Consider the following 19,953-nt stretch of genomic DNA (forward strand, 5'->3'; position numbering starts at 1 on the left):
GCTGGGTCAGGAAGGGTGGACGGTTCCCAGCAACGCGGCATAGCGGTCGAGCACGGCCGCGCCCTCGTCGCCGGTCGGCGGCTCGAGGGTGGCCTCGTACCTGACCTCCCACTCCGGCGGCCGCTCGTCGCCACCGAGCACCCACGCGGCCTGCCGCGCGGCACCCAGCCCGACGTACTCACCGGGCTCCGGGATCGCGACGGGCACCCCGAACAGGCCGGGTGCGACCGCCCGCACCGCGGCGGAGGCGGCGGCCCCGCCGATGAGCACCACACGCTCGACCGGGAGGCCGAGACGTCGCACGTCGGCCACCCCGGCGACGAGGTTGGCGAGCATCCCTTCCACCGCTGCACGGGCGAGGTTCTCGGGCGTCGCGTTGGCCCGGGTGAGGCCGCCGAGGGTGCCGGTCGCGTCGGGGAGGTTGGGGCTGCGCTCGCCGTCGAGGTAGGGCAGCAGTGTGAGCCCACCGGCGCCGGGCGGGGCGGCGAGCGCGAGCCGGTCGAGGCCGGCCAGGTCGGTGCCGAGCAGTCGGGCCGCAGCAGTCAGCACCCGCGCCGCGTTGAGGGTCGCCATCAGGGGGAGGTGGCCGCCGGAGGCGCTCGCGAACGACGCGATGAGGCCGTTGGGGTCGGCCACCGGCCGGTCGGCGTCGGCGAACACCGCGCCGCTGGTGCCCAGCGACACGACGACGTCGCCGGGTCGCAGTCCCAGGCCGAACGCAGCCCCGGCGTTGTCTCCGGTGCCGGGTCCGACGACCATCCCGCCCTCGGTGCGCCCGGCCACCTGGTGGGGGGCGAGGACCTCCGGCACGCCGAAGACGCGTCCGAGCGCGAGCTCCTGGAGGTCGGGGAGGTAGGAGTCGTCGGTGGTGGAGAAGTAGCCGGTGCCCGAGGCATCGCCACGGTCGGTGGTGTAGCGCTCGAAGCCGTTGCCCTGCTTGAGGATCTGGGCGGTGAGCCAGTCGTGCGGGAGCACCACGTCCTGCACGCGGGCAGCGTTCTCGGGCTCGTGCTCGGCCAGCCACCTCACCTTCGTCACGGTGAAGCTGGGCACGAGCGCGGAACCGGTGCGGCGGACCCACTCCTGCGGTCCGCCCAGCTCGTCGGTGAGGTCGCGGGCTGCCTGCGCGGAGCGGGTGTCGTTCCACAGCAGGGCATCCCGCACCACCTGACCGGACTCGTCGAGGGCGCACATGCCGTGCTGCTGTCCACCCACGGCGATGGCCGCGACCTCGTCGAGCAGCCCCTCGGCGGTCGCCGCCGTGAAGGCGTCCCACCACCGGTCGGGGTGGACCGACGTGCCGTCGGGGTGGGGGGCCCGCCCGGAGCGCACGATCTCGCCGGTCTCGGCGTCACAGACGACGACCTTGGTCGACTGCGTGGACGAGTCGACCCCGGCGACGAGGGTGCGAGGGGCGTCGGGCATGAAGGCCTCCGGGACGGGTCGGCGGGGCGCCCGTGGGGTCGATTCGAGACACGCGATGGTGGTGCCGGTCAGGCTCTCACGCCTGGCCGGTCACCGCCTCCCTCGACGTCCGGGCTGGTTGACTGTCGCTCAAACGAGCGCGATGATGCGCAAACGAGTTCGTCGAGCATGTCGGCGCACCCCGGAGCCTGTCAATGGGAAGGACGGATACGTGGACGACGACGGACCCGCCGAGCTGGTGATGCTCGCGGCGGTGGCGCGTCGGCACTACCTGCAGAACCAGTCGAAGGTGCAGATCGCCGAGGAGCTGGGGATCAGCCGCTTCAAGGTGGCCCGGATGCTCGAGGCTGCCCGGGAGCGGGGGCTGGTCCGGATCGAGATCGTGCGCCAGGGGTCGCTCGACGTCGACCTGTCGGCGCGGCTCCAGGAGCGCTTCGGCCTGGCCCACGCGGTGGTCGTCGACACCGCGGACGCCGACCCGGGCGGGGTGCGCCACCAGCTGGGTCGGGCAGCGGCCGAGCTGCTGTCCGAGGTCGTCGTCGAGGGTGACGTGCTCGGTCTGCCGTGGTCGCGCAACGTCCACGCCGTGGTCAGCGCGCTGACCACCCTGCCTCGCGTCGACGTCGTGCAGCTGACCGGTGCGATCGCCCTCCCCGACCTCGACAGCAGCGCCGTCGACATCGTCCGCCGGGCAGCACGCGTGTCCGGCGGCAAGGCATTTGTCTTCTATGCGCCGTTCGTCCTCGACAGCAAATCGAGCGCCGACGCGCTGCGCCGCCAGCCGGCCGTGGTGGACGGCCTGGCGCGCGCCTCCGCGGTGAGCAAGGCCGTGGTCGGGATCGGCGCCTGGCGGCCCGGCGAGTCGACGATCCACGACCTGCTCGATGCGGCCGAACAGCGCGACCTGACGGCCCGGGGAGTCATCGGCGAGCTGGCCGGCATCTTCTTCGACGCGAGCGGAAAACCGTTGCGCCCCAAGGTCGCCGCCCGCCTCATCACGATGGACCCCGATGACCTGACGAGGGTTCCCGAGGTCATCGCGGTGGTCTCCGGGCCGTCGAAGTCGACGGCCGTGCGCGCCGCTCTCGACGGCGGGCTGGTGCACGGCCTCGTGGTCGACGCGACCCTGGCCGACGTGCTGCTCGCGGGCTGAGCCGAGGGCCTCCCGGGCGGCGCCACAGGGTGCCCGAGAACGCCCTTAATCACCTTTCGCCCCTTGCGCCCGGTCCCGGGCCGTGGCATGGTCGTGCCAGATGTAAGCGCTTTCAACGATGAGAGAGGCATACCTGTGGCGACCGCTGCGACGCACTCCAACGGGACGACGATCTACTCCGTCGCCGAGCGTGCCGGTGTCTCGATCGCCTCCGTCTCCCGCGTCCTGCAGGGCTCCACCGCCGTCTCCGAGAAGACCCGCCGCCGGGTGCTCGAGGCCGCCGAAGAGCTCAAGTACGTGCCCCTGGCCGCCGCCCGCAGCCTGGCCGTGCGCCACCACGAGGCCCACGGACTGGTGCTCCCCGAGCTGTCCGGCCCCTACTACTCCGAGCTCCTGATGGGCTTCGAGTCGCGCGCCGCCGACCTCGGGCAGAGCGTCGTGCTGATGCTGGCCGAGGGCAAGGACAACCTCCCCGCAGCCGTCCGCAAGCTCGCCACCCGCGTCGACGGCCTCGCGATGCTCGGCTCGGCGGCCATCCCCGAGGACACCGTCATGGCCCTCCACGGCTCCAAGCCCGTGGTGCTCATCGCCGGTGACCCGCACTCCGACATCGACACCGTCACCTCGGAGAACACCAAGAGCGCCGAGGAGATCACCAACCACGTCCTCGGTCACGGCCGCAGCACCCTCCTCTTCGTCGGTGACCCGGACTCGGGTCCCGACGTCCGTGATCGGTATGCCGGTTTCGTCGCCGCCCACGCGGCCGCGGACCTGCGTGCGTCCGAGCCCGTGCGCATCTCGCTGCGCGAGGCCGACGGCACCGCGCTCGCCGACCGGATCCTGTCCGGGGCCGTCCGGACCGACGCGCTCGTCTGCGCCAACGACGAGCTCGCGCTCGCCGTGATGAAGCGGCTGCGCGAGGGCGGCACGAGGGTCCCCGACGACGTGGCCGTCGTCGGCTGGGACGACGTGATGACAGCCCGCTACGTCGAGCCCGCCCTGACCACGGTGCGCCAGCCGGTGCGCGAGCTCGGCGCCCAGGCCGCCGAACGGCTGCACCAGCGGGTCACCGGCGCCAAGGTCGAGGACGGTCCGCTGGTGATCCCCACCAGCCTGATCATCCGTTCGTCCTGTGGCTGTGCCCCGGCCCCCTCGCGCTGACCACCGTCCACCCGACTGTCCCCCATACCCGTCCACCAACCCAGGCTTCATCCCCGCCCCGAGGAAAGAGAGAAACCCGATGAGACGCACCCCCGCCCTGGCGGTCGCGACGATCGCCGCCGCAGCCCTCACCCTGACGGCCTGCGGTCGTGGTGACGCCGGCTCGACCGCTTCCGAGACAGGCAAGGACGTCAGCGCAGGCAAGGCCACCGGCACCATCACGGTGTGGGCCATGGGCGCCGAGGGAGAGAACCTCCCAAAGCTCGCCAAGGAGTTCGAGGCGGCCAACCCCGGCGCCAAGGTGAACGTCACCGCGATCCCGTGGGACGCGGCATACCAGAAGTTCACCACCGCGATCACGGCCGGCACCACGCCGGACGCCGCCATGGTGGGCACCACCTGGATGGGTGAGTTCGCCGGCAACGACGCACTCGACCCGACGCCCCCGTCGATCGACAAGTCCGTCTTCTTCGACGGTGCCCAGAAGACCACCGAGGTGAACGGCACCTCCTTCGGTGTCCCGTGGTACGTCGAGACCCGCCTGGTCTACTACCGCACCGACCTCGCCAAGAAGGCCGGCTACGCCACGCCCCCGACCGACTGGGACGGCTTGAAGTCGATGGCCAAGGCCATGCAGACCAAGGCCGGCGCGAAGTACGGCATCGGCCTGCAGGCCGGCGGTGTCGGCTCGTGGCAGTCGATCATGCCGTTCGCGTGGTCCGCCGACGCCGACCTCACCAAGGACGGCGGCAAGGCCTACAACTTCGACAGCCCGCAGGTGCTCGAGGCCGTCAAGTACTACCAGAGCTACTTCAACGACGGGATCTCCGACAAGGCTGCTCCCGCCACGCCGACCACCGAGCCCGACTTCAAGAGCGGCCGCGTGCCGATGTTCATCTCGGGCCCGTGGATGATGTCCGCGGTCGAGAAGGTCGGGGTGAAGAAGGACCAGTACGACGTCATGCCGATCCCGGCGAAGACCAAGTCGTCGTCGTTCGTCGGTGGATCCGACCTCGTCGTGTTCAAGAAGTCGAAGCAGCGCGACACCGCCTGGAAGTTCGTCCAGTGGCTGAGTGACCCCAAGACCCAGGTCAAGTGGTACCAGATGTCCACCGACCTCCCCGCGGTGAAGTCGGCATGGCAGGACCCGGCGCTGACCGCCGACAAGAAGCTGGCCACCTTCGGCAAGCAGCTCGAGACGGCCCAGGCCCCGCCGAGCTTCCCCACCTGGGAGCAGGTCGTGGCGAGCTTCGACACCGAGATGGAGAAGGTCACCAAGAAGGGCGCCGACCCCGCTGCGGCACTGAAGACCGTGCAGCAGCAGGCTGACTCGATCGGCACCGGCCAGTAGTCATGGCCACCACCACCGAGGTGACCCCTCGCGGGGGGGCGGGCGACACCCGCCCGTCCCCCCGCGGGGGTGGTGCCGCGAGGCGCGCACTCCGCGAGGGCCCGGCAGCCTGGATGCTGGCGCTGCCGTTCTGCCTGCTGTTCCTCGTCTTCACCGCGTGGCCGGTGGTCCAGTCGCTCTTCATGAGCCTCACCGACACCAAGTCACGCGACCTGCGCAGCCCCTTCGCGGTCAACGTCGTCGGCTTCGACAACTTCACGAGGGCCTTCTCCGACCCGGTCTTCCGCAAGGCGGCCCTCAACACCGCGTACTTCGTCGTCATCGGGATGCCCCTGACCCTGGGGATCGCGCTCGCGGCAGCCGTCGCGCTCGACCGCGGGATCACCAAGTTCCGGTCGGCGTTCCGGCTCGGCTTCTACCTGCCGGTGATCACCTCGATCGTCGCGGTGGCCGTGGTCTGGCGGTTCCTCCTGCAGGAGGAGTTCGGCCTCATCAACACGGTGCTCGGCTGGGTCGGGATCACCGGGCCGAACTGGCTCGGCGACCCGCACTGGTCGATGCCCGGCCTGATCCTGATGGCGTCCTGGCGCAACTTCGGCACCGCGATGATCATCTTCCTGGCCGGTCTGCAGGGTGTGCCGTGGGTGCTCCACGAGGCGGCCTCGATCGACGGGGCCGGAGCGTGGCAGCGCTTCCGCCACATCACCCTGCCGATGCTGCGCCCCACGTTGCTGTTCGTCTCGGTCACCACCTCGATCGGCTACCTGCAGTTCTTCGAGGAGCCCTTCGTGATGACCAACGGTGGTCCGCTCAACAGCACCATCTCGATGTCCATGTACACCTACAAGCAGTTCGGCTTCGGCAACTACGGCTATGCGGCCTCGATGAGCTACATCATCTTCGTCGTCATCGCGATCGTGGCTGCCATCCAGTTCCGCCTGCTGCGTGACAACACGTGAGGTCGTCATGACTGGAATGAACGTTCGCGGCCGCGTGCTGCTCTACGGAGTGCTCACCGTGCTCCTCCTGGTCGTCATCGCACCCTTCGTGTGGATGATCCTGGGCAGCTTCAAGACCCAGGGCGAGCTCCTCCAGAGCCCGCCGACCTGGTGGCCGGAGACGGTCACCCTCGACAACTACACGCAGCTGTTCTCGCGGTTGAACTTCAAGCAGTACTTCTTCAACTCGACGGTCGTCGCCGTCTGCGTCACGGCCGGCAACCTGCTGTTCTGCTCGATGCTCGGCTACGCCCTGGCGATGCTCGACTTCAAGGGCAAGAAGATCCTGTTCGCCGTGGTGATGGGCACCCTGATGATCCCGGGCGTGGTGACCTTCGTGCCGCTGTTCGTGCTGGTGGCCAACATCGGGCTCATCGACACGTTGCCCGGCCTGATCCTGCCGTTCCTGGCGGCGCCGTTCGGTGTCTTCCTGATGCGGCAGTTCTTCCTCGGCCTGCCGCGCGACCTGCTCGACGCGGGCCGCGTGGACGGCGCGGGAGAGCTGCGGATCTTCCGGCAGATCTTCCTGCCGCTGGCCGGACCCGCGCTGGCGACCTTGGGCATCCTGACCTTCCTCGGCAGCTGGAACAACTTCCTGTGGCCGCTGGTCGTCGCGCAGCAGGAGAAGACCTACACACTGCCGGTGGCGCTCGCGCTCTACTCCACCGGGCAGAACTCGACGCAGTACGGCCTGCTCCTCGCCGGAGCCACGGTCGTCGTCGTCCCCGTGCTGGCGATCTTCCTGATCTTCCAGCGACGCGTGATCGAAGGAATCGCCACGACCGGCATCAAGTAGCCGTCCCTGGTGACAGCAGTGCAACCAACCCGATTGGAGCCTCACCCATGGCCACCACACAGCTCGTCCTCCCGTCCGCCACCCGTCGCCAGCTCCTCGTCGGAGCGACGGCGGTGGCCGCCACCGGCCTGACCGCCGGTCGCGCATCGGCAGGGACCTTCGCCGCTCCTGCGGCACCCAGCGCCCCGGCATACCTCGCGTCGAGCACCTCGGTGGCCGCCCAGCCAGCGCGCGTGCACGGCTGGGCCGCGGACACCTGGCGCAGCCTGGTCGCGATGACCCACCCGAAGACCGGCCTGCCCGCTGACAACATCACGGAGTCGCTGGCCCCCGGTGACCGGTCCGGCTACACCTCGCCGACCAACATCGCCGGCTACCTCTGGTCGGCCGTGGTGGCGCGCGAGCTCGGCATCATCTCGAAGGCGGAGTGCACCAAGCGCCTCATCCAGACGCTGAACACCGTGCTGCGGATGGAGCACCACACGCCGAGCGGCATGTACTACAACTGGTACGACGAGGCCACGGGCGAGAAGCTCACGACCTGGCCCACCGACGGCAACCGGGTCTACCCGTTCTGCTCCTCCGTCGACAACGGCTGGCTGGGAGCCGCCCTCAAGGTGGTCATGTCGTCGGACAAGGGTGCCGCCCCCCTGGCCAAGCGGCTGTTCAGCCGGATGCGCTGGGACATGTTCTACGACAAGAACGCCGCCCGGAAGCCCGGACTCATCTACGGCGGCTTCTACCCGGGCACCCCGCCCAACACCAACGACTTCGCCCTCGGGAACACCATCGGGGTCGGCCCCGACGTCTGGTACACGAAGAACCACCACTACGACACCACGGTGTCCGAGACGCGCATCACCAGCTACCTGGGCATCATCACCGGCCAGATCCCGCCGTCGCAGTACTTCGCGATGTGGCGGACCTTCCCCGGCGACTGCGGCTGGAACTGGCAGGAGATGCAGCCGGTCGGGCAGAACCGCACCTACCTGGGCGTCGAGGTGTTCGAGGGCGCCTACACCTACCGCGGCATGCACATCGTGCCCGGCTGGGGCGGCAGCATGTTCGAGGAGCTCATGCCGGACGTGTTCGTGCCGGAGTCGAGCTGGGCGCCGCGGTCCTGGGGCCTCAACCACCCCCTCCACGTGCGCGCCCAGCGCGAGCACGGGCTGATCGAGGCCGACTACGGCTTCTGGGGCTTCTCGCCGTCGAGCAACCCCGCCGGCGGCTATCGCGAGTACGGCGTGGACGTGCTCGGCCTCAAGCCCGACGGCTACTTCTCCGACCAGGAGAACACCGACGTCCAGCTGGCCTACGACGGCTGCCGCGACGCGCTCAACCCGACCCCGACCTTCGGCGACGGCGTCGTCACGCCGCACGCGTCCTTCCTCGCGATGATGCACGAGCCCGGCCAGGCCTTCGCCAACCTCGCGAAGATCCAGGACGAGCTCAAGGCCTACGGCCGGGGCGGGTTCTTCGACGCCGTGGCCGTGCGCTCCGGCACCATCGCTCGTCGCTACCTGTCGCTCGACCAGGCCATGATCATGGGCGCCATCGGAAACGTCATGGCGGACAACGTGATCCGTCGCGCCTTCAGCACCCCCGACGTGGAGCGCGCGCTGCGTCCGGTCATCGGTGTGGAAGAGTTCGGCGCCGGCATCGCCTGACCGCCGGCATCGCCTGACCCCCCGGACCCACCGCGTGCCCCGAGCAGCCCCTGACGGCTTGGGGCGCGCGGTGCCGGAGGTGGCCACCGGGGCCGCGTGGCCGCGGCCCCGGTGAGCACCCGGCACCCGTGACCTCCCGGTCCCGGTGGACCCCGGGCCCCCATGGTCACCCGGCCCCCGTGGTCACCCAGCCCCGTGGTCGCCCGGCACATCACAGCAGCGTGAGAGGACCCCCATGCACCCGGTCACGAGGACCAGCCCCGATGGGGTCGAGTACCGCGACCTCAACGGCAACGACCGGATGGACCCGTTCGAGGACCCGCGCCTGACCGTCGAGGAGCGGGTCGAGGACCTGCTGCCGCGGCTCTCCCTCGAGGAGAAGGTCGGGCTGATGTTCCAGACCGTGATCGAGGCGGGTGGCGACGGCAGCGTGCTCGAGGCGCCCGGCGCCATCAGCAAGTCGGCGACCTCCGACGTCGTGCTGCGCAAGCACCTCACCCACTTCAACGTGCACGCCCTCGACGACGCCCGCATGGCGGCGCGCTGGCACAACGCCCTCCAGGTGATCGCCGAGCAGTCTCCCCACGGCATACCCGTCACGATCTCCACCGACCCGCGGCACGCGTTCATCGAGAACGCCGGCACCTCGTTCGCCGCGAAGTCGTTCTCGCAGTGGCCCGAACCCCTGGGCCTGGCCGCCCTGCGCGACCCCGCGGTGGTCCGGGAGTTCGGTGACATCGCCCGACAGGAGTACTGCGCGGTCGGCATCCGGGCCGCCCTGCACCCCACCCTCGACCTCGCGACCGAGCCGCGGTGGGCCCGTCAGTCCGGCACCTTCGGCCAGGACCCCGACCTCGTGAGCGAGCTCGCAGTGGCCTACCTGCAGGGCTTCCAGCAGGAGTCGCTCGGCCCGGGCAGCGTCGCCTGCACGAGCAAGCACTTCCCCGGGGGCGGCCCGCAGAAGGACGGCGAGGACGCGCACTTCCCCTACGGTCGCGAGCAGGTGTACCCCGGCGGCCGGTTCGCCGACCACCTCAAGCCGTTCCCCCCGATCATCGCCGCCGGGACCGCCGCGATCATGCCCTACTACGGCATGCCGATCGCCCTGGAGATCGACGGCGAGAAGATCGAGGAGGTCGGGTTCGGCTACAACAAGCAGATCGTCACGGGCCTGCTGCGGGGCACGCTGGGCTACGACGGCGTCGTGGTCACCGACTGGGAGCTGGTCAACGACAACCACGTCGGCGACCAGGTGCTCCCGGCCCGGGCGTGGGGTGTGGAGCACCTCGACCCGGCCGCCCGGATGGAGCTCATCCTCGAGGCCGGCGCCGACCAGTTCGGCGGCGAGGAGTGCGTCGAGCTGCTGCTCGACCTCATCGCCCAGGGGCGGGTGACCGAGGAGCGCGTCGACGAGTCCGCCCGCCGGCTGCTCGCCGTGAAGTTCCGGCTCGGACTGTTCGACGACCCGTTCGTCGACGAGGACGTGGCCGCCGAGACGTTGGGGCGCAAGGACTTTCGTGCCGCCGGGTATGCCGCGCAGGCGCGGTCCGTGACCGTGCTCACCAATGGCTCGGAGGGCTGGCCGCCGGTCCTTCCGCTGCGCAAGGGGCTTCGGGTCTACGCGGAGAACGTGTCACCCGGGGCCGTCGCGGCCCTCGGGGTCGCGGTCGCGCGGCCCGAGGACGCCGAGGTGGCCCTGGTGCGGCTGCCCGCGCCGTTCGAGCCGCGCTCCGACCTGTTCCTCGAGTCGTGGTTCCACCAGGGCTCGCTCGACTTCCCACCGGGGCTGGTCGCCCGGCTCGCCCGGATCGCCGCCCACTGCCCCCTCGTCATCGACGTGGTGCTCGACCGTCCCGCGGTCCTCACCCCGCTGCTGCCGCTGGCCAGTGCGCTGGTGGGTAGCTACGGCACGAACGACGACGCCCTCGTGGACGCCCTCACCGGGGCGATCCCGCCGGTGGGCCGGCTGCCGTTCGACCTGCCGCGCTCGATGGAGCAGGTGCGTCGGCACGGCGAGGACGTCCCCGGCTACGACGACCCGTTGTTCAGGTTTGGGCATGGGCTGGGAGATGGCCTGTCGGTCATGCCTACCGTTTGACCGCCTCACCCTTTATGTTTAGGCCGTGAATCCATCACAGGCGGCTCCGGGCTCGCAGGCGTCCCTGCGTGAAGCCAACCGTCTGCGCGTCCTGGAAGCGCTCCGCGACCAGGGGGCGATGACGCAGGTCGAGATCGCCGGGTTCACCGGGCTCAGCCCGGCGACCGTGTCCAACATGGTCAAGGAGCTCGACACCTCCGGAGCGGTCGAGCTCGAGCCCAGCATCCGCAACGGCCGCCGGGCCGTGCTGGTCTCGTTGGCGACCGGCAGCACGCTCATCGCGGGCATCGCCTTCGGAGACCGCGACGTGCGGGTCGCGCTGGGCACCGGCCCCCGCGACATCATCGGCCGGCAGCGCATGCCCCTGCCTGCCGACCACGCTGCCGACGAGGGCATGGACCGCGCCTCGCGGCTGCTCCTCGACCTCGTGGAGAAGGCCGGCAAGACGATGGCCGACGTCCGTGCGGTCGGAGTGGGCATCCCCGCTCCGGTCGACTCCGTGTCGGGTCAGGTGGGCAGCGAGAGCATCCTTCCGGGGTGGCGCGGAGTGGCCGTCGCCCGGGAGATGGAAGGCCGGATCCAGGCGCCGGTGACGGTGGACAACACCTCCAACCTGGCAGCCCTCGGCGAGCTGAGATGCGGTGTGCTGCAAGGGGTGCAGCACGCGGTCTACATCAAGCTGTCCTACGGCGTCGGCGCCGGCCTGATCCTCGACGGTGACGTGTTCAGGGGAGCGGCCGGCACGGCCGGCGAGATCGGCCACCTGACCATCGACGAGAACGGTCCGGTGTGCCGGTGTGGCAACCGCGGCTGCCTCGAGACCTACATCGGCGCCCGGGGGCTGCTCGACGCCCTCGCCTCCTCACACGGGCCGCTGAGCCTGCGCGACGTCATCACCCGCGCGCTCGACGGAGACCCCGGCTGCCGGCGGGTGCTCGAGGACGCCGGCCGACACCTCGGCGTCGCGGTCGCAGGCCTGGTCAACCTGCTCAACCCCGAGGTCGTCGTGCTCGGCGGGCAGCTGTCGAAGGTGGGCTCGATCATCATCAGCCCGATGCGCGCCTCGCTCGAGCGGTGTGCGATCCCGAGCGCCGTCGCCTCGGTGGTCGTGCGCGAGGGCGAGCTCGACACCGACGCCGACGTCGTGGGTGCGCTGGTCTGCGCGACGACCCTGTTGCCAGCCAACCAGGCGGTTCTGGCGACTGCAGCGTCCATTTCTTGAATTCAACTCTTGACGTCAAGGGTGGTTGAGGGATTAACTCTGGGCACGCCCGCACCATCGTGGTTGTCGGCGCCTGACCAAGGGAGTTCAGTATGCCCACCCGTTCCATTCGTCTCGCCGGGGCCGCTCTCGTGGCTGGCCTCGGCCTCGCGTCGCTCGCCGCGTGTGGCAACAGCGATGACTCCGGCTCCGGGAGCAGCGGCTCGTCGTCGTCCGGTGGCGGCGGCGCCAAGAAGATCGCGCTCCTCCTGCCCGAGTCCAAGACCACCCGCTACGAGACCTTCGACCGGCCGCTGTTCGAGGCCGCTGTCAAGAAGGACTGCGCGGACTGCACGATCATCTACAGCAACGCCGACCAGGACCCGGCCAAGCAGCAGCAGCAGGCCGAGGCAGCCCTGACCCAGGGCGCGAACGTGCTCGTCCTCGACCCGGTCGACGGCAAGGCCGCCGCTGGGGTCGTGGCCAGCGCCAAGAGCCAGGGCGTCCCTGTCGTCGCCTACGACCGGTTCATCGCCGGTGCCGACTACTACGTCTCCTTCGACAACGAGACGGTCGGCAAGATCCAGGCCCAGACCCTGGTCGACACCATCAAGGCCGGGGGCAAGACCTCGGGCGACATCGTCATGATCAACGGCTCGCCGACCGACCCCAACGCCGCCAGCTTCAAGAAGGGTGCGCACAGCGTCCTCGACAGCAGCGGCTTCAAGATCGCCGCCGAGTACGACACCCCGGACTGGAGCCCCGACAAGGCGCAGGCCTGGATGGAGGGCCAGATCTCGGCCGTCAAGGGCAGCCTCGTCGGTGTCTACGCGGCGAACGACGGCACCGGCGGTGGCGCGATCGCCGCGCTCAAGGCCGGCGGCGTCAAGCCCCTGCCGCCCGTCACGGGCCAGGACTCCGAGCTCGCCGCGATCCAGCGGATCCTCGCCGGCGACCAGGCCATGACCATCTACAAGCCGGTCCCGCCGGAGGCCGAGGCTGCTGCCAAGGCCGCCATCGCGCTGGCGAACAAGCAGAAGCCCGCCTCGACCGGCGACACCGACGGCGTGCCCTCGACCATCCTCGACCCGATCGCGGTCACCAAGGACAAGGTCAAGGACACGATCATCAAGGACAACGTCTACAAGGTCGCCGACCTCTGCACGGGTGCCTTTGCCGCGGCCTGCACCGCGGCCGGCATCAGCTGATCACAGGCCAGCGGGTGGGAGCAGCGCCGCGGCGCCGTTCCCACCCGCTGGCGCACGCGGCACACTGCTGGTCGGAGGCACTCCCTGAGTCATCCGCCGGCAGGTGCGCCACCGCACCGGGCTCCACCGAACCACCGAAGGACTGACATGACAGCGACCCTCTCGCCGCCGACGACGGCCGTCCTGGCCCTGACCGGAGTCTCCAAGCGCTTCGGTGCCGTGCAGGCACTCAAGGACATCGAGTTCGACGTCCACTCGGGCGAGGTCGTGGCCCTCGTGGGCGACAACGGCGCGGGCAAGTCCACGCTCGTCAAGACCATCGCCGGCGTCTACACCCCCGACGAGGGGCAGATGACGTTCGACGGCAAGCCGGCCAGTGTCGCCAGCCCGGCGGAGGCGCAGCACCTCGGCATCGCGACGGTCTTCCAGGACCTCGCCCTCTGCGACAACCTCGACGTGGTGGCCAACCTCTTCCTCGGCCGTGAGCTCTTCCGCGGTCGCGCCCTCGACGAGGTGACCATGGAGCAGGAGTCCTGGCGGCTGCTGCGCCAGCTCAGCGCCAAGATCCCGTCGGTGCGCATCCCCGTCGCCAGCCTGTCGGGCGGCCAGCGCCAGACCGTCGCCATCGCGCGGTCCCTGCTCGGCGCCCCCAAGGTGGTGATGCTCGACGAGCCCACGGCCGCTCTCGGCGTCGCCCAGACCGCCGAGGTGCTCAACCTCGTCGAGCGGCTGCGCGAGAACGGCCTCGGAGTCATCCTCATCAGCCACAACATGTCCGACGTGATGGCGGTCGCCGACCGCGTGAGCGTGCTGCGCCTGGGTCGCAACAACGGCACGTTCAACGTCTCCCAGACCACGAGCCAGGAGATCATCGCCGCGATCACCGGCGCGACCACGAACGCCGTGTCGCAACGGGCGGCCCGTCGTGCGGTGCCGGCCGAGCAGGACGCTGCGCCCACTGACACCACCGCCCCATCCACTGCCACCTCGGAGGAGCAGTCATGAGCACCCCCACTCCCACTCCCGAGGCGCAGTCGGTCGACACGACCGCGGCCCTGCCCGCAGACCTCCAGGACGAGCGGCTGATCGCGTCGCAGGGCGTGGGCGGCTTCCTGCGTGCGTTCCTCTCGCGGCTGCGCAGTGGTGACCTCGGCTCGCTGCCGGTCGTCGTCGGCCTCGTCGTCATCTGGGGTGTCTTCGCGCTGCGCAACGACGCCTTCCTCTCCAGCCGCAACCTCGTCAACCTCACCCAGCAGAGCGTGCCCACCGGGATCATCGCGCTGGGCATCGTGCTGGTGCTGCTGCTCGGCGAGATCGACCTCTCGGTCGGCTCGATCAGCGGCCTGTCAGCGGCCATCTTGGCGGTCGGCTTCGTCGGCCACGGCTGGGCGCTGCCGCTGGCGATCGTCGCAGCGCTCGTCGCGGGTGCCGTCATCGGCGGGGTCTACGGCGTGCTCTACACGCGCTTCGGCGTGCCCAGCTTCGTCATCACGCTGGCCGGGCTCCTCGGCTTCCTGGGCCTGCAGCTCAAGGTGCTCGGCAAGGAGGGGTCGATCAACATCCCGTTCGACTCCGCGCTGGTGCAGTTCTCCGCCCTCAAGTTCCTGCCCGACGCGACGGCCTACGGCGTCGTGGTCGCGGCCGTAGTGATCTACCTCGTCCTCCGGCTGCGCGCAAACCAGCGCCGGGCCACGGCGGGCCTGTCGACGACCCCTGTCACGACCCTGGCGATCCGATCCGTCGCGCTCCTGCTGCTGCTGGGCATCCCCGTCAACGTGCTGAACCGTGATCGCGGCGTCTCCTACATGTTCGTGCTGTTCCTCGCGCTGGTCGTCGTCTTCGACTTCGTCATCCGGCGCACGTCGTGGGGCCGCTCGGTGCTGGCCATCGGTGGCAACGTCGAGGCGGCCCGTCGCGCGGGCATCAACGTCAAGCGGATCTACGTCACCGTGTTCGTCTTCTGCTCGACGCTGGCCGCCCTCGGTGGCCTGCTGGCTGCCGGTCGCCTGGCCGCGGCCAACCAGAGCAGCGGCGGTGGCGACGTCAACCTCAACGCCATCGCGGCAGCCGTCATCGGCGGCACCTCGCTCTTCGGCGGGCGCGGGTCGGCCTACTCGGCCCTGCTCGGCATCCTGGTCATCCAGTCGATCTCCAACGGCCTGAGCCTGGTCAACCTCGGTTCGCCGGAGCGCTACATGATCACCGGTGGCGTCCTCCTGCTCGCGGTCATCGTCGACTCGCTGAGCCGCCGCAGCCGCGCCGCCCACGGTCGCGCCTGAGGGTTCGCGGCTGCACCCACCAACACCGCAGGGGTATGCCGGGTGGTCACCACCCGGCATACCCCTCCGGTCGTCGTCCCACCCTTGTCGGGTGACCCGATAGAGGTGGGATCAGGGGGAGGACGTGCGTGCCTCGGCCTGGCGCTGCGACCAGGCCCGGTCGGCGGCGTCGATGCTGGCCCGCGAACGCAGGTCGACCCCGGCGCGCCGGGCCGCTGCCTTCGCCTCGGCCGTGGTCAGGTCGGGCGCCCGGAACTGCTCGGGGCTGATCGTGGCGTCGGCAGCGGCGTAGCGGCGCTGCTGGGTCGCCAGCCGGTCGGCCGACCGCTCGGCCTGGCGGAGCGTCGCGCTGCTGACCCTGAACGCGCTGCCGGTGAGCGGCGTGCTGACCAGCGGGGCGTAGCCGTCACGGTGTCCCGCGACGTTCGGGTGGTAGCTCTCGCTGACCGGGTTGGACAGGCCGTTGAGCCACTCGACGTCGTCGCACACGGCGTGACCGCTGAACCGGCTGGTCGGGTTGACGAACGTGAAGCCCTTGGCCGCAGCCTGGGCGGAGGTCTTGCTGTTGAGCAGGTCGGCGGTCTGGTTGAGCCGGGTCTCCTCGGCCGGGGAGAACCAGGTGAAGGCGTTGCAGTCCTCACCCTGGAAGATCCGGGGATAGCCGACGACGACCACCTTGGCGTTGGGTGCCTTGGCCCTGATCGAGGCGTAGAGCGTGGACAGCCGCGCCGGGAGGGTGTTGGTGATGATGCTCTGCGCGCCGTCGATGGCCCCGTTGCAGTCGCTCATCCAGCCGGGCTGCGCCCACTCCGTGAGGACGTCGGCGAACCCGGCGTCATTGCCCCCCACCGAGATCGACACCTGCGTCGTCGAGGTCGTGAGCGCACCCAGCTGGGTGTTGGTGACGTCGGCGACCCTGGCTCCGGAGCAGGCGCGGAAGTTGAGGGTCAACCCCTTGCTGGCCGAGATGAGCGAGGGATAGGCGTAGACCGAGCGCTGGCACGACGTGCCGTCGTTGAGGTAGGTCCGGGTGCCGGTGCCCGAGGAGTACGAGTCGCCCAGTGCCACGTACGAGCTCGCCGCCTGGGCGGGTGCTGCTGACACGGTGAGGGCGGTCGCGGCACCAAGAGCCACGAGCGCGCCGAACCTGCGGGTCATCGCCATTGGTTTTCTCCCTGCAGTCCAGAGGATCGGTGGTCGCACAGTAGGGCTGGGAGATCGGGCGCGGCGGCCTGGGCGCGAACCCTTGCCAAGTCCTTACCTCGGGTAGGGACGGCCCGGGATCGGGTCGACCGGGCCACCGCAATGCCTGCGTGGGCGTCTGACCTGCGCAAACGTGGGGTTCTGAGTGGCGGCCCGGCGCTGGGTGGCATAGGAAGGGAGCAGCGGCGCGACACGGCGTCGTCCGAAGACAGGGAGAACCACTCATGACCGAAACCCCCCTGAACGAAGCAAGCGACGACGAGGGCGGCATCGGACCGTCCGACGGTGGCGCGGCGGGTATGCCGGGCAGTGCCGATGACGGTGGCGCCGACGGTGGCGCCGATGGCGGCGCCGATGGCGGCGCGGGCGAGGGTCCGGCCGACGGTGGCGCGGACGCCGGTGGCCACGACGGCGGTGCCGACGGTGGCGCTGATGGTGGTGCGGGCGAGGGTCCGGCCGACGGTGGCGCGAACGCCGGTGGCCAGGACGGCGGTGCCGATGGCGGCGCCGACGGGTCCTGACCGCACCGACCGCCGACCGGTGCCGGTGAGCCGGTGACCACGACGTCATCGCACCGGGTGCCTCCTCGCTGTCCCGCCGGCCGAGTTCGCCGAGCGCCACTGGTCGCGGGCGCCGCTGCTCAGCAGGGCGGCAGACCTGCCCCAGCCGTTCGACGACCTGTTCTCCGCCGCCGCCGTCGACGAGCTGGTCTCGGCCCGCGGCCTGCGGACGCCGTTCCTGCGCATGGCCAAGGAGGGCACGACCCTCGCCGACCGGAGCTTCACCCGCGGAGGTGGGATCGGCGCCGCCATCGCCGACCAGGCCAGCGACGACGCCGTCCTCCAGCACTTCTCGGACGGCGCGACGCTGGTGCTGCAGGGCCTGCACCGCACCTGGCGACCTGTCGTCGACTTCTCCCAGGCCCTCGCCGCCGAGCTCGGGCACCCGGTGCAGGTGAACGCCTACGTCACCCCGCCGGAGAACACCGGGTTCAGTGACCACTACGACGTGCACGACGTCTTCGTCCTGCAGATCGCGGGGGAGAAGCGCTGGCGGATCCGTCCACCCGTGCACGACCTGCCGCTGCGTGACGAGCCCTGGACGGACCACCGGGCCGCGGTCGAGGAGGCGGCCCGCACAGCACCGCTCATCGAGGAGACCTTCGCGCCGGGCGACTGCCTCTACCTGCCGCGCGGGTACCTGCACTCCGCAACGGCGTTGGGCGGCACCAGCATCCACCTCACCATCGGGGTCCACGCATGGACCCGCCGCCACGTGGCTGACGAGCTGGTGCGCGCCGCCGTCGCGCGCGCGAGCCGCTCCAGCCAGCTGCGCGACGCCCTGCCACTGGGCACCGACCTGGTCGCCGACGGACCCGGACACGACGATGTCGAGGTGGTCCGCGCGGCCCTCCTCGAGGCGCTGGCCCAGGTCGACGCGAACGACCTCGCGACCGGGCTGGCCGGTGCCGCGCGCGCTGCCCAGCGGCCGGCCCCGATCGCTCCCCTGGCGCAGGCCGAGGCCGCGAGCTCGGTGACTCCGCAGACCCGGGTGGACCTGCGGGCCCACGTCGCCGCCACTCTCGTGCCGACCGCTGGCGGCCGCACCGTGCTGCGCAGCAGGGTCGGGTCGCAGACGGTCGAGCGTCCTGACCTCGCCGCCGTCGAGCGGCTGCTCGACTCGGGCTCGGCCACGGCGGCCGAGCTCGGCCTCGAGCTCACCCGCGCCCTCCTGCGCGCCGGCGTCGTCGTCCCTGCATGACCACGCCCCGGTGTTCGACGTCCGCGCGACGTCGAGGCGATCCCATGCTGGGCACCGCAGCCCCCGCGACGCGCTGGTTGCTCGTCGAGCACCCTGGCGGCTGGGCCCCGGCGGCCCTCGACAGCCCCGGTATCGACGACGCCGTCGCGGACCGGCTGCACCGCACCGCCCTGTCCGTCGGAGGACGGGTCGTGCTCGTCCGCCGACCGGGCCGGGCCGCGGTCCCGGCGGCAGCGCGGCCGCGCCGCTGGACCGTCCTCGACCTCGACGGCCGACGGCAGGAGGGCACCTGGCACCGCTCCGACGACCTGCTGGCCGCCGATGCCGCCCTGCTGCACGGACCGGACGACTCCGCCGCGGGAGACCTGCCAGGGCCGCTGTTCCTGGTCTGCACCCACGGGCGTCACGACGTCTGTTGCGCGGTCAGGGGGCGCCCGGTCGCCCAGGCGCTCGCGGTCCGCTGGCCGCAGCAGACGTGGGAGTGCACGCACATCGGCGGTGACCGGTTCGCCGCCAACCTGCTCGTCGTCCCCGACGGCACCGTCTACGGCGGACTGGACGCGGCGAGGGCGGTCGACGTCGTGCAGTCGCACCTGTCGGGGTCGGTGGACCTCGAGCACCTGCGCGGGTTCTCGGCCCACCGACCGCCGGTGCAGGCCGCCCTCGCAGCGGTGCTGCGGGCGCACGGTCCGGCAGCGGTGGGCGACGTGACGCCCGGCGAGGTGGTCGCCCACGGCGGGCGGTGGCGGGTCGAGGTGCTGGGGCGCGGTGGCTTGCCCGCGAGGTCGGAGGTGACGGTGCGGCGCACCAGCCAGCCCGCCGCGCGGCTCACCTGCAGCGCCAGCGCCGACGCCACGGCATACGTGTGGACGGCCGAGGTCATCGACCCGGCAGGCTGAAGGGGCCGCCAACAGCACGACAACCGGCGTCGCGGCTGCGCGTCAGCTCAGGCCACGCGTCCGCCGCACGACGCCGAACCCAGCCAGCTGTGCGGGTTGCCCTCCCAGCACCAGCCCAGCCGCGGGTGACCCTTGCTCACCCAGAGCGCGGCCACCCGCTTGCTGCCGTCCCGCGCACCGGGCAGGAAGAAGGCGTTGCGCTCCTTGAGGATCCCCGGCCAGAGCGCGAGCAGGCTGACGCCCTCGTCGACCGTGAGCGGCGTGCGGCCCTCGGCCGCGATGAGCGGCACCGCATCCTTGGCGCGCACGTCGAGGGTCGCCTTCCCGGTGTCGACGTCGGTGACGAGGTATGCCGCGTGGTCCGGGACGTGCACGCCCTCGATCGGGCGGTAGCCGGCGAGGTCGTCGGCGGTGTACTCGGTCCACCCGGTAGTGGCCTTCCAGTGCACCGTGGGGAGGGCTCGGTCGGCGGTGACCAGGCGTGACGTGACCACGAGCGCGAACGGGATGCGGTCGTCAGCGGTGGGCTCGGCCCGCAAAGCCCTGTCCCGCAGTGCCTTGTCCCGCAGTGGTTCGACGAGGTCGACGAACGCCGGCTGGCTCATCCCGGCCAGTGCCGGGTAGCCGGCGTCGAGGTAGCTGCGCACCTGGCGGTCGAACTCGGTCGCGGTCGCAGCCGGGGTGGTCGAGTCGGTCGGGCGGCGGGTGTCGGTCGGCGTCTGGGTCACGGGTCCTCCGGTCACGTGCGGGTGG

17 protein-coding genes are annotated in these 19,953 nt (G+C 71.0%); 14 read left to right on the forward strand and 3 right to left on the reverse strand.

Annotation, left to right across the window (positions count from 1 at the left end; all coding sequences use genetic code 11):
* Positions 1–6 precede the first annotated feature (6 nt).
* Positions 7–1,425 carry a xylulokinase gene (locus ABD262_RS13780; protein WP_344137143.1) on the reverse strand — a complete coding sequence of 473 codons (1,419 nt, stop codon included), beginning with the start codon at positions 1,423–1,425 and terminating at the stop codon, positions 7–9.
* Between the two features lie 211 nt (positions 1,426–1,636).
* On the opposite strand from ABD262_RS13780, the gene ABD262_RS13785 reads away from it, so the two are divergent.
* From ABD262_RS13785 to ABD262_RS13835, 11 genes are all read left to right on the forward strand, one after another.
* Entirely contained in the window at positions 1,637–2,578 is a 942-nt protein-coding gene (locus ABD262_RS13785) for a sugar-binding transcriptional regulator (RefSeq protein WP_344137146.1), read from the forward strand.
* A 135-nt stretch (positions 2,579–2,713) separates the two neighbouring features.
* A complete protein-coding gene (locus tag ABD262_RS13790; RefSeq protein WP_344137149.1) occupies positions 2,714–3,739 on the forward strand; it encodes a LacI family DNA-binding transcriptional regulator in 1,026 nt (341 codons plus the stop codon).
* Positions 3,740–3,818: 79 nt separating this feature from the next.
* Positions 3,819–5,090, forward strand: a complete 1,272-nt coding sequence (locus ABD262_RS13795; RefSeq protein ID WP_344137152.1) for a sugar ABC transporter substrate-binding protein — start codon at positions 3,819–3,821, stop codon at positions 5,088–5,090.
* A gap of 2 nt (positions 5,091–5,092) precedes the next feature.
* On the forward strand, positions 5,093–6,049 hold the full coding sequence (locus ABD262_RS13800; protein WP_425564876.1) for a carbohydrate ABC transporter permease: 957 nt from the start codon (positions 5,093–5,095) through the stop codon (positions 6,047–6,049).
* A 7-nt stretch (positions 6,050–6,056) separates the two neighbouring features.
* Positions 6,057–6,884, forward strand: coding sequence for a carbohydrate ABC transporter permease (locus ABD262_RS13805; RefSeq protein WP_425564877.1), 828 nt, complete (start codon positions 6,057–6,059; stop codon positions 6,882–6,884).
* A 47-nt stretch (positions 6,885–6,931) separates the two neighbouring features.
* Positions 6,932–8,551, forward strand: a complete 1,620-nt coding sequence (locus ABD262_RS13810; protein WP_344137155.1) for a glucoamylase family protein — start codon at positions 6,932–6,934, stop codon at positions 8,549–8,551.
* A gap of 235 nt (positions 8,552–8,786) precedes the next feature.
* Positions 8,787–10,649 (forward strand): glycoside hydrolase family 3 protein, encoded by a 1,863-nt coding sequence (locus ABD262_RS13815; RefSeq protein WP_344137158.1) that lies wholly within the window; start codon positions 8,787–8,789, stop codon positions 10,647–10,649.
* A 25-nt stretch (positions 10,650–10,674) separates the two neighbouring features.
* Entirely contained in the window at positions 10,675–11,871 is a 1,197-nt protein-coding gene (locus ABD262_RS13820; protein ID WP_344137161.1) for an ROK family transcriptional regulator, read from the forward strand.
* Positions 11,872–11,963: 92 nt separating this feature from the next.
* Positions 11,964–13,058, forward strand: a complete 1,095-nt coding sequence (locus ABD262_RS13825) for an ABC transporter substrate-binding protein (protein WP_344137164.1) — start codon at positions 11,964–11,966, stop codon at positions 13,056–13,058.
* A 147-nt stretch (positions 13,059–13,205) separates the two neighbouring features.
* Positions 13,206–14,063: an ATP-binding cassette domain-containing protein gene (locus ABD262_RS13830; RefSeq protein ID WP_344137167.1), complete on the forward strand. Its 858-nt coding sequence runs from the start codon at positions 13,206–13,208 to the stop codon at positions 14,061–14,063.
* The gene (locus ABD262_RS13835; protein WP_344137170.1) at positions 14,060–15,337 is read left to right on the forward strand and encodes a sugar ABC transporter permease; all 1,278 of its coding nucleotides are present in this window, start codon (positions 14,060–14,062) and stop codon (positions 15,335–15,337) included. The genes ABD262_RS13830 and ABD262_RS13835 overlap by 4 nt, the downstream gene beginning before the upstream one ends.
* 111 nt (positions 15,338–15,448) lie before the next feature.
* Here the strand turns inward: ABD262_RS13835 and ABD262_RS13840 are convergent, their stop codons facing one another.
* Positions 15,449–16,495, reverse strand: a complete 1,047-nt coding sequence (locus ABD262_RS13840) for an SGNH/GDSL hydrolase family protein (RefSeq protein ID WP_344137173.1) — start codon at positions 16,493–16,495, stop codon at positions 15,449–15,451.
* Between the two features lie 269 nt (positions 16,496–16,764).
* Here ABD262_RS13840 and ABD262_RS13845 point away from each other — a divergent pair, with 269 nt between their 5' ends.
* From ABD262_RS13845 to ABD262_RS13855, 3 genes are all read left to right on the forward strand, one after another.
* Positions 16,765–17,061: a hypothetical protein gene (locus ABD262_RS13845; RefSeq protein ID WP_344137176.1), complete on the forward strand. Its 297-nt coding sequence runs from the start codon at positions 16,765–16,767 to the stop codon at positions 17,059–17,061.
* A gap of 223 nt (positions 17,062–17,284) precedes the next feature.
* Positions 17,285–18,301 carry a cupin domain-containing protein gene (locus tag ABD262_RS13850; RefSeq protein ID WP_344137179.1) on the forward strand — a complete coding sequence of 339 codons (1,017 nt, stop codon included), beginning with the start codon at positions 17,285–17,287 and terminating at the stop codon, positions 18,299–18,301.
* Positions 18,302–18,345: 44 nt separating this feature from the next.
* Positions 18,346–19,200: a sucrase ferredoxin gene (locus tag ABD262_RS13855; protein ID WP_344137182.1), complete on the forward strand. Its 855-nt coding sequence runs from the start codon at positions 18,346–18,348 to the stop codon at positions 19,198–19,200.
* Between the two features lie 47 nt (positions 19,201–19,247).
* Here ABD262_RS13855 and ABD262_RS13860 read toward each other — a convergent pair whose 3' ends face one another.
* Positions 19,248–19,928, reverse strand: coding sequence for a DUF5701 family protein (locus tag ABD262_RS13860; protein ID WP_344137185.1), 681 nt, complete (start codon positions 19,926–19,928; stop codon positions 19,248–19,250).
* Between the last annotated feature and the right edge of the window lie 25 nt (positions 19,929–19,953).

It is taken from the genome of Pedococcus bigeumensis (assembly GCF_039531795.1).
Lineage (GTDB): Bacteria > Actinomycetota > Actinomycetes > Actinomycetales > Dermatophilaceae > Pedococcus > Pedococcus bigeumensis.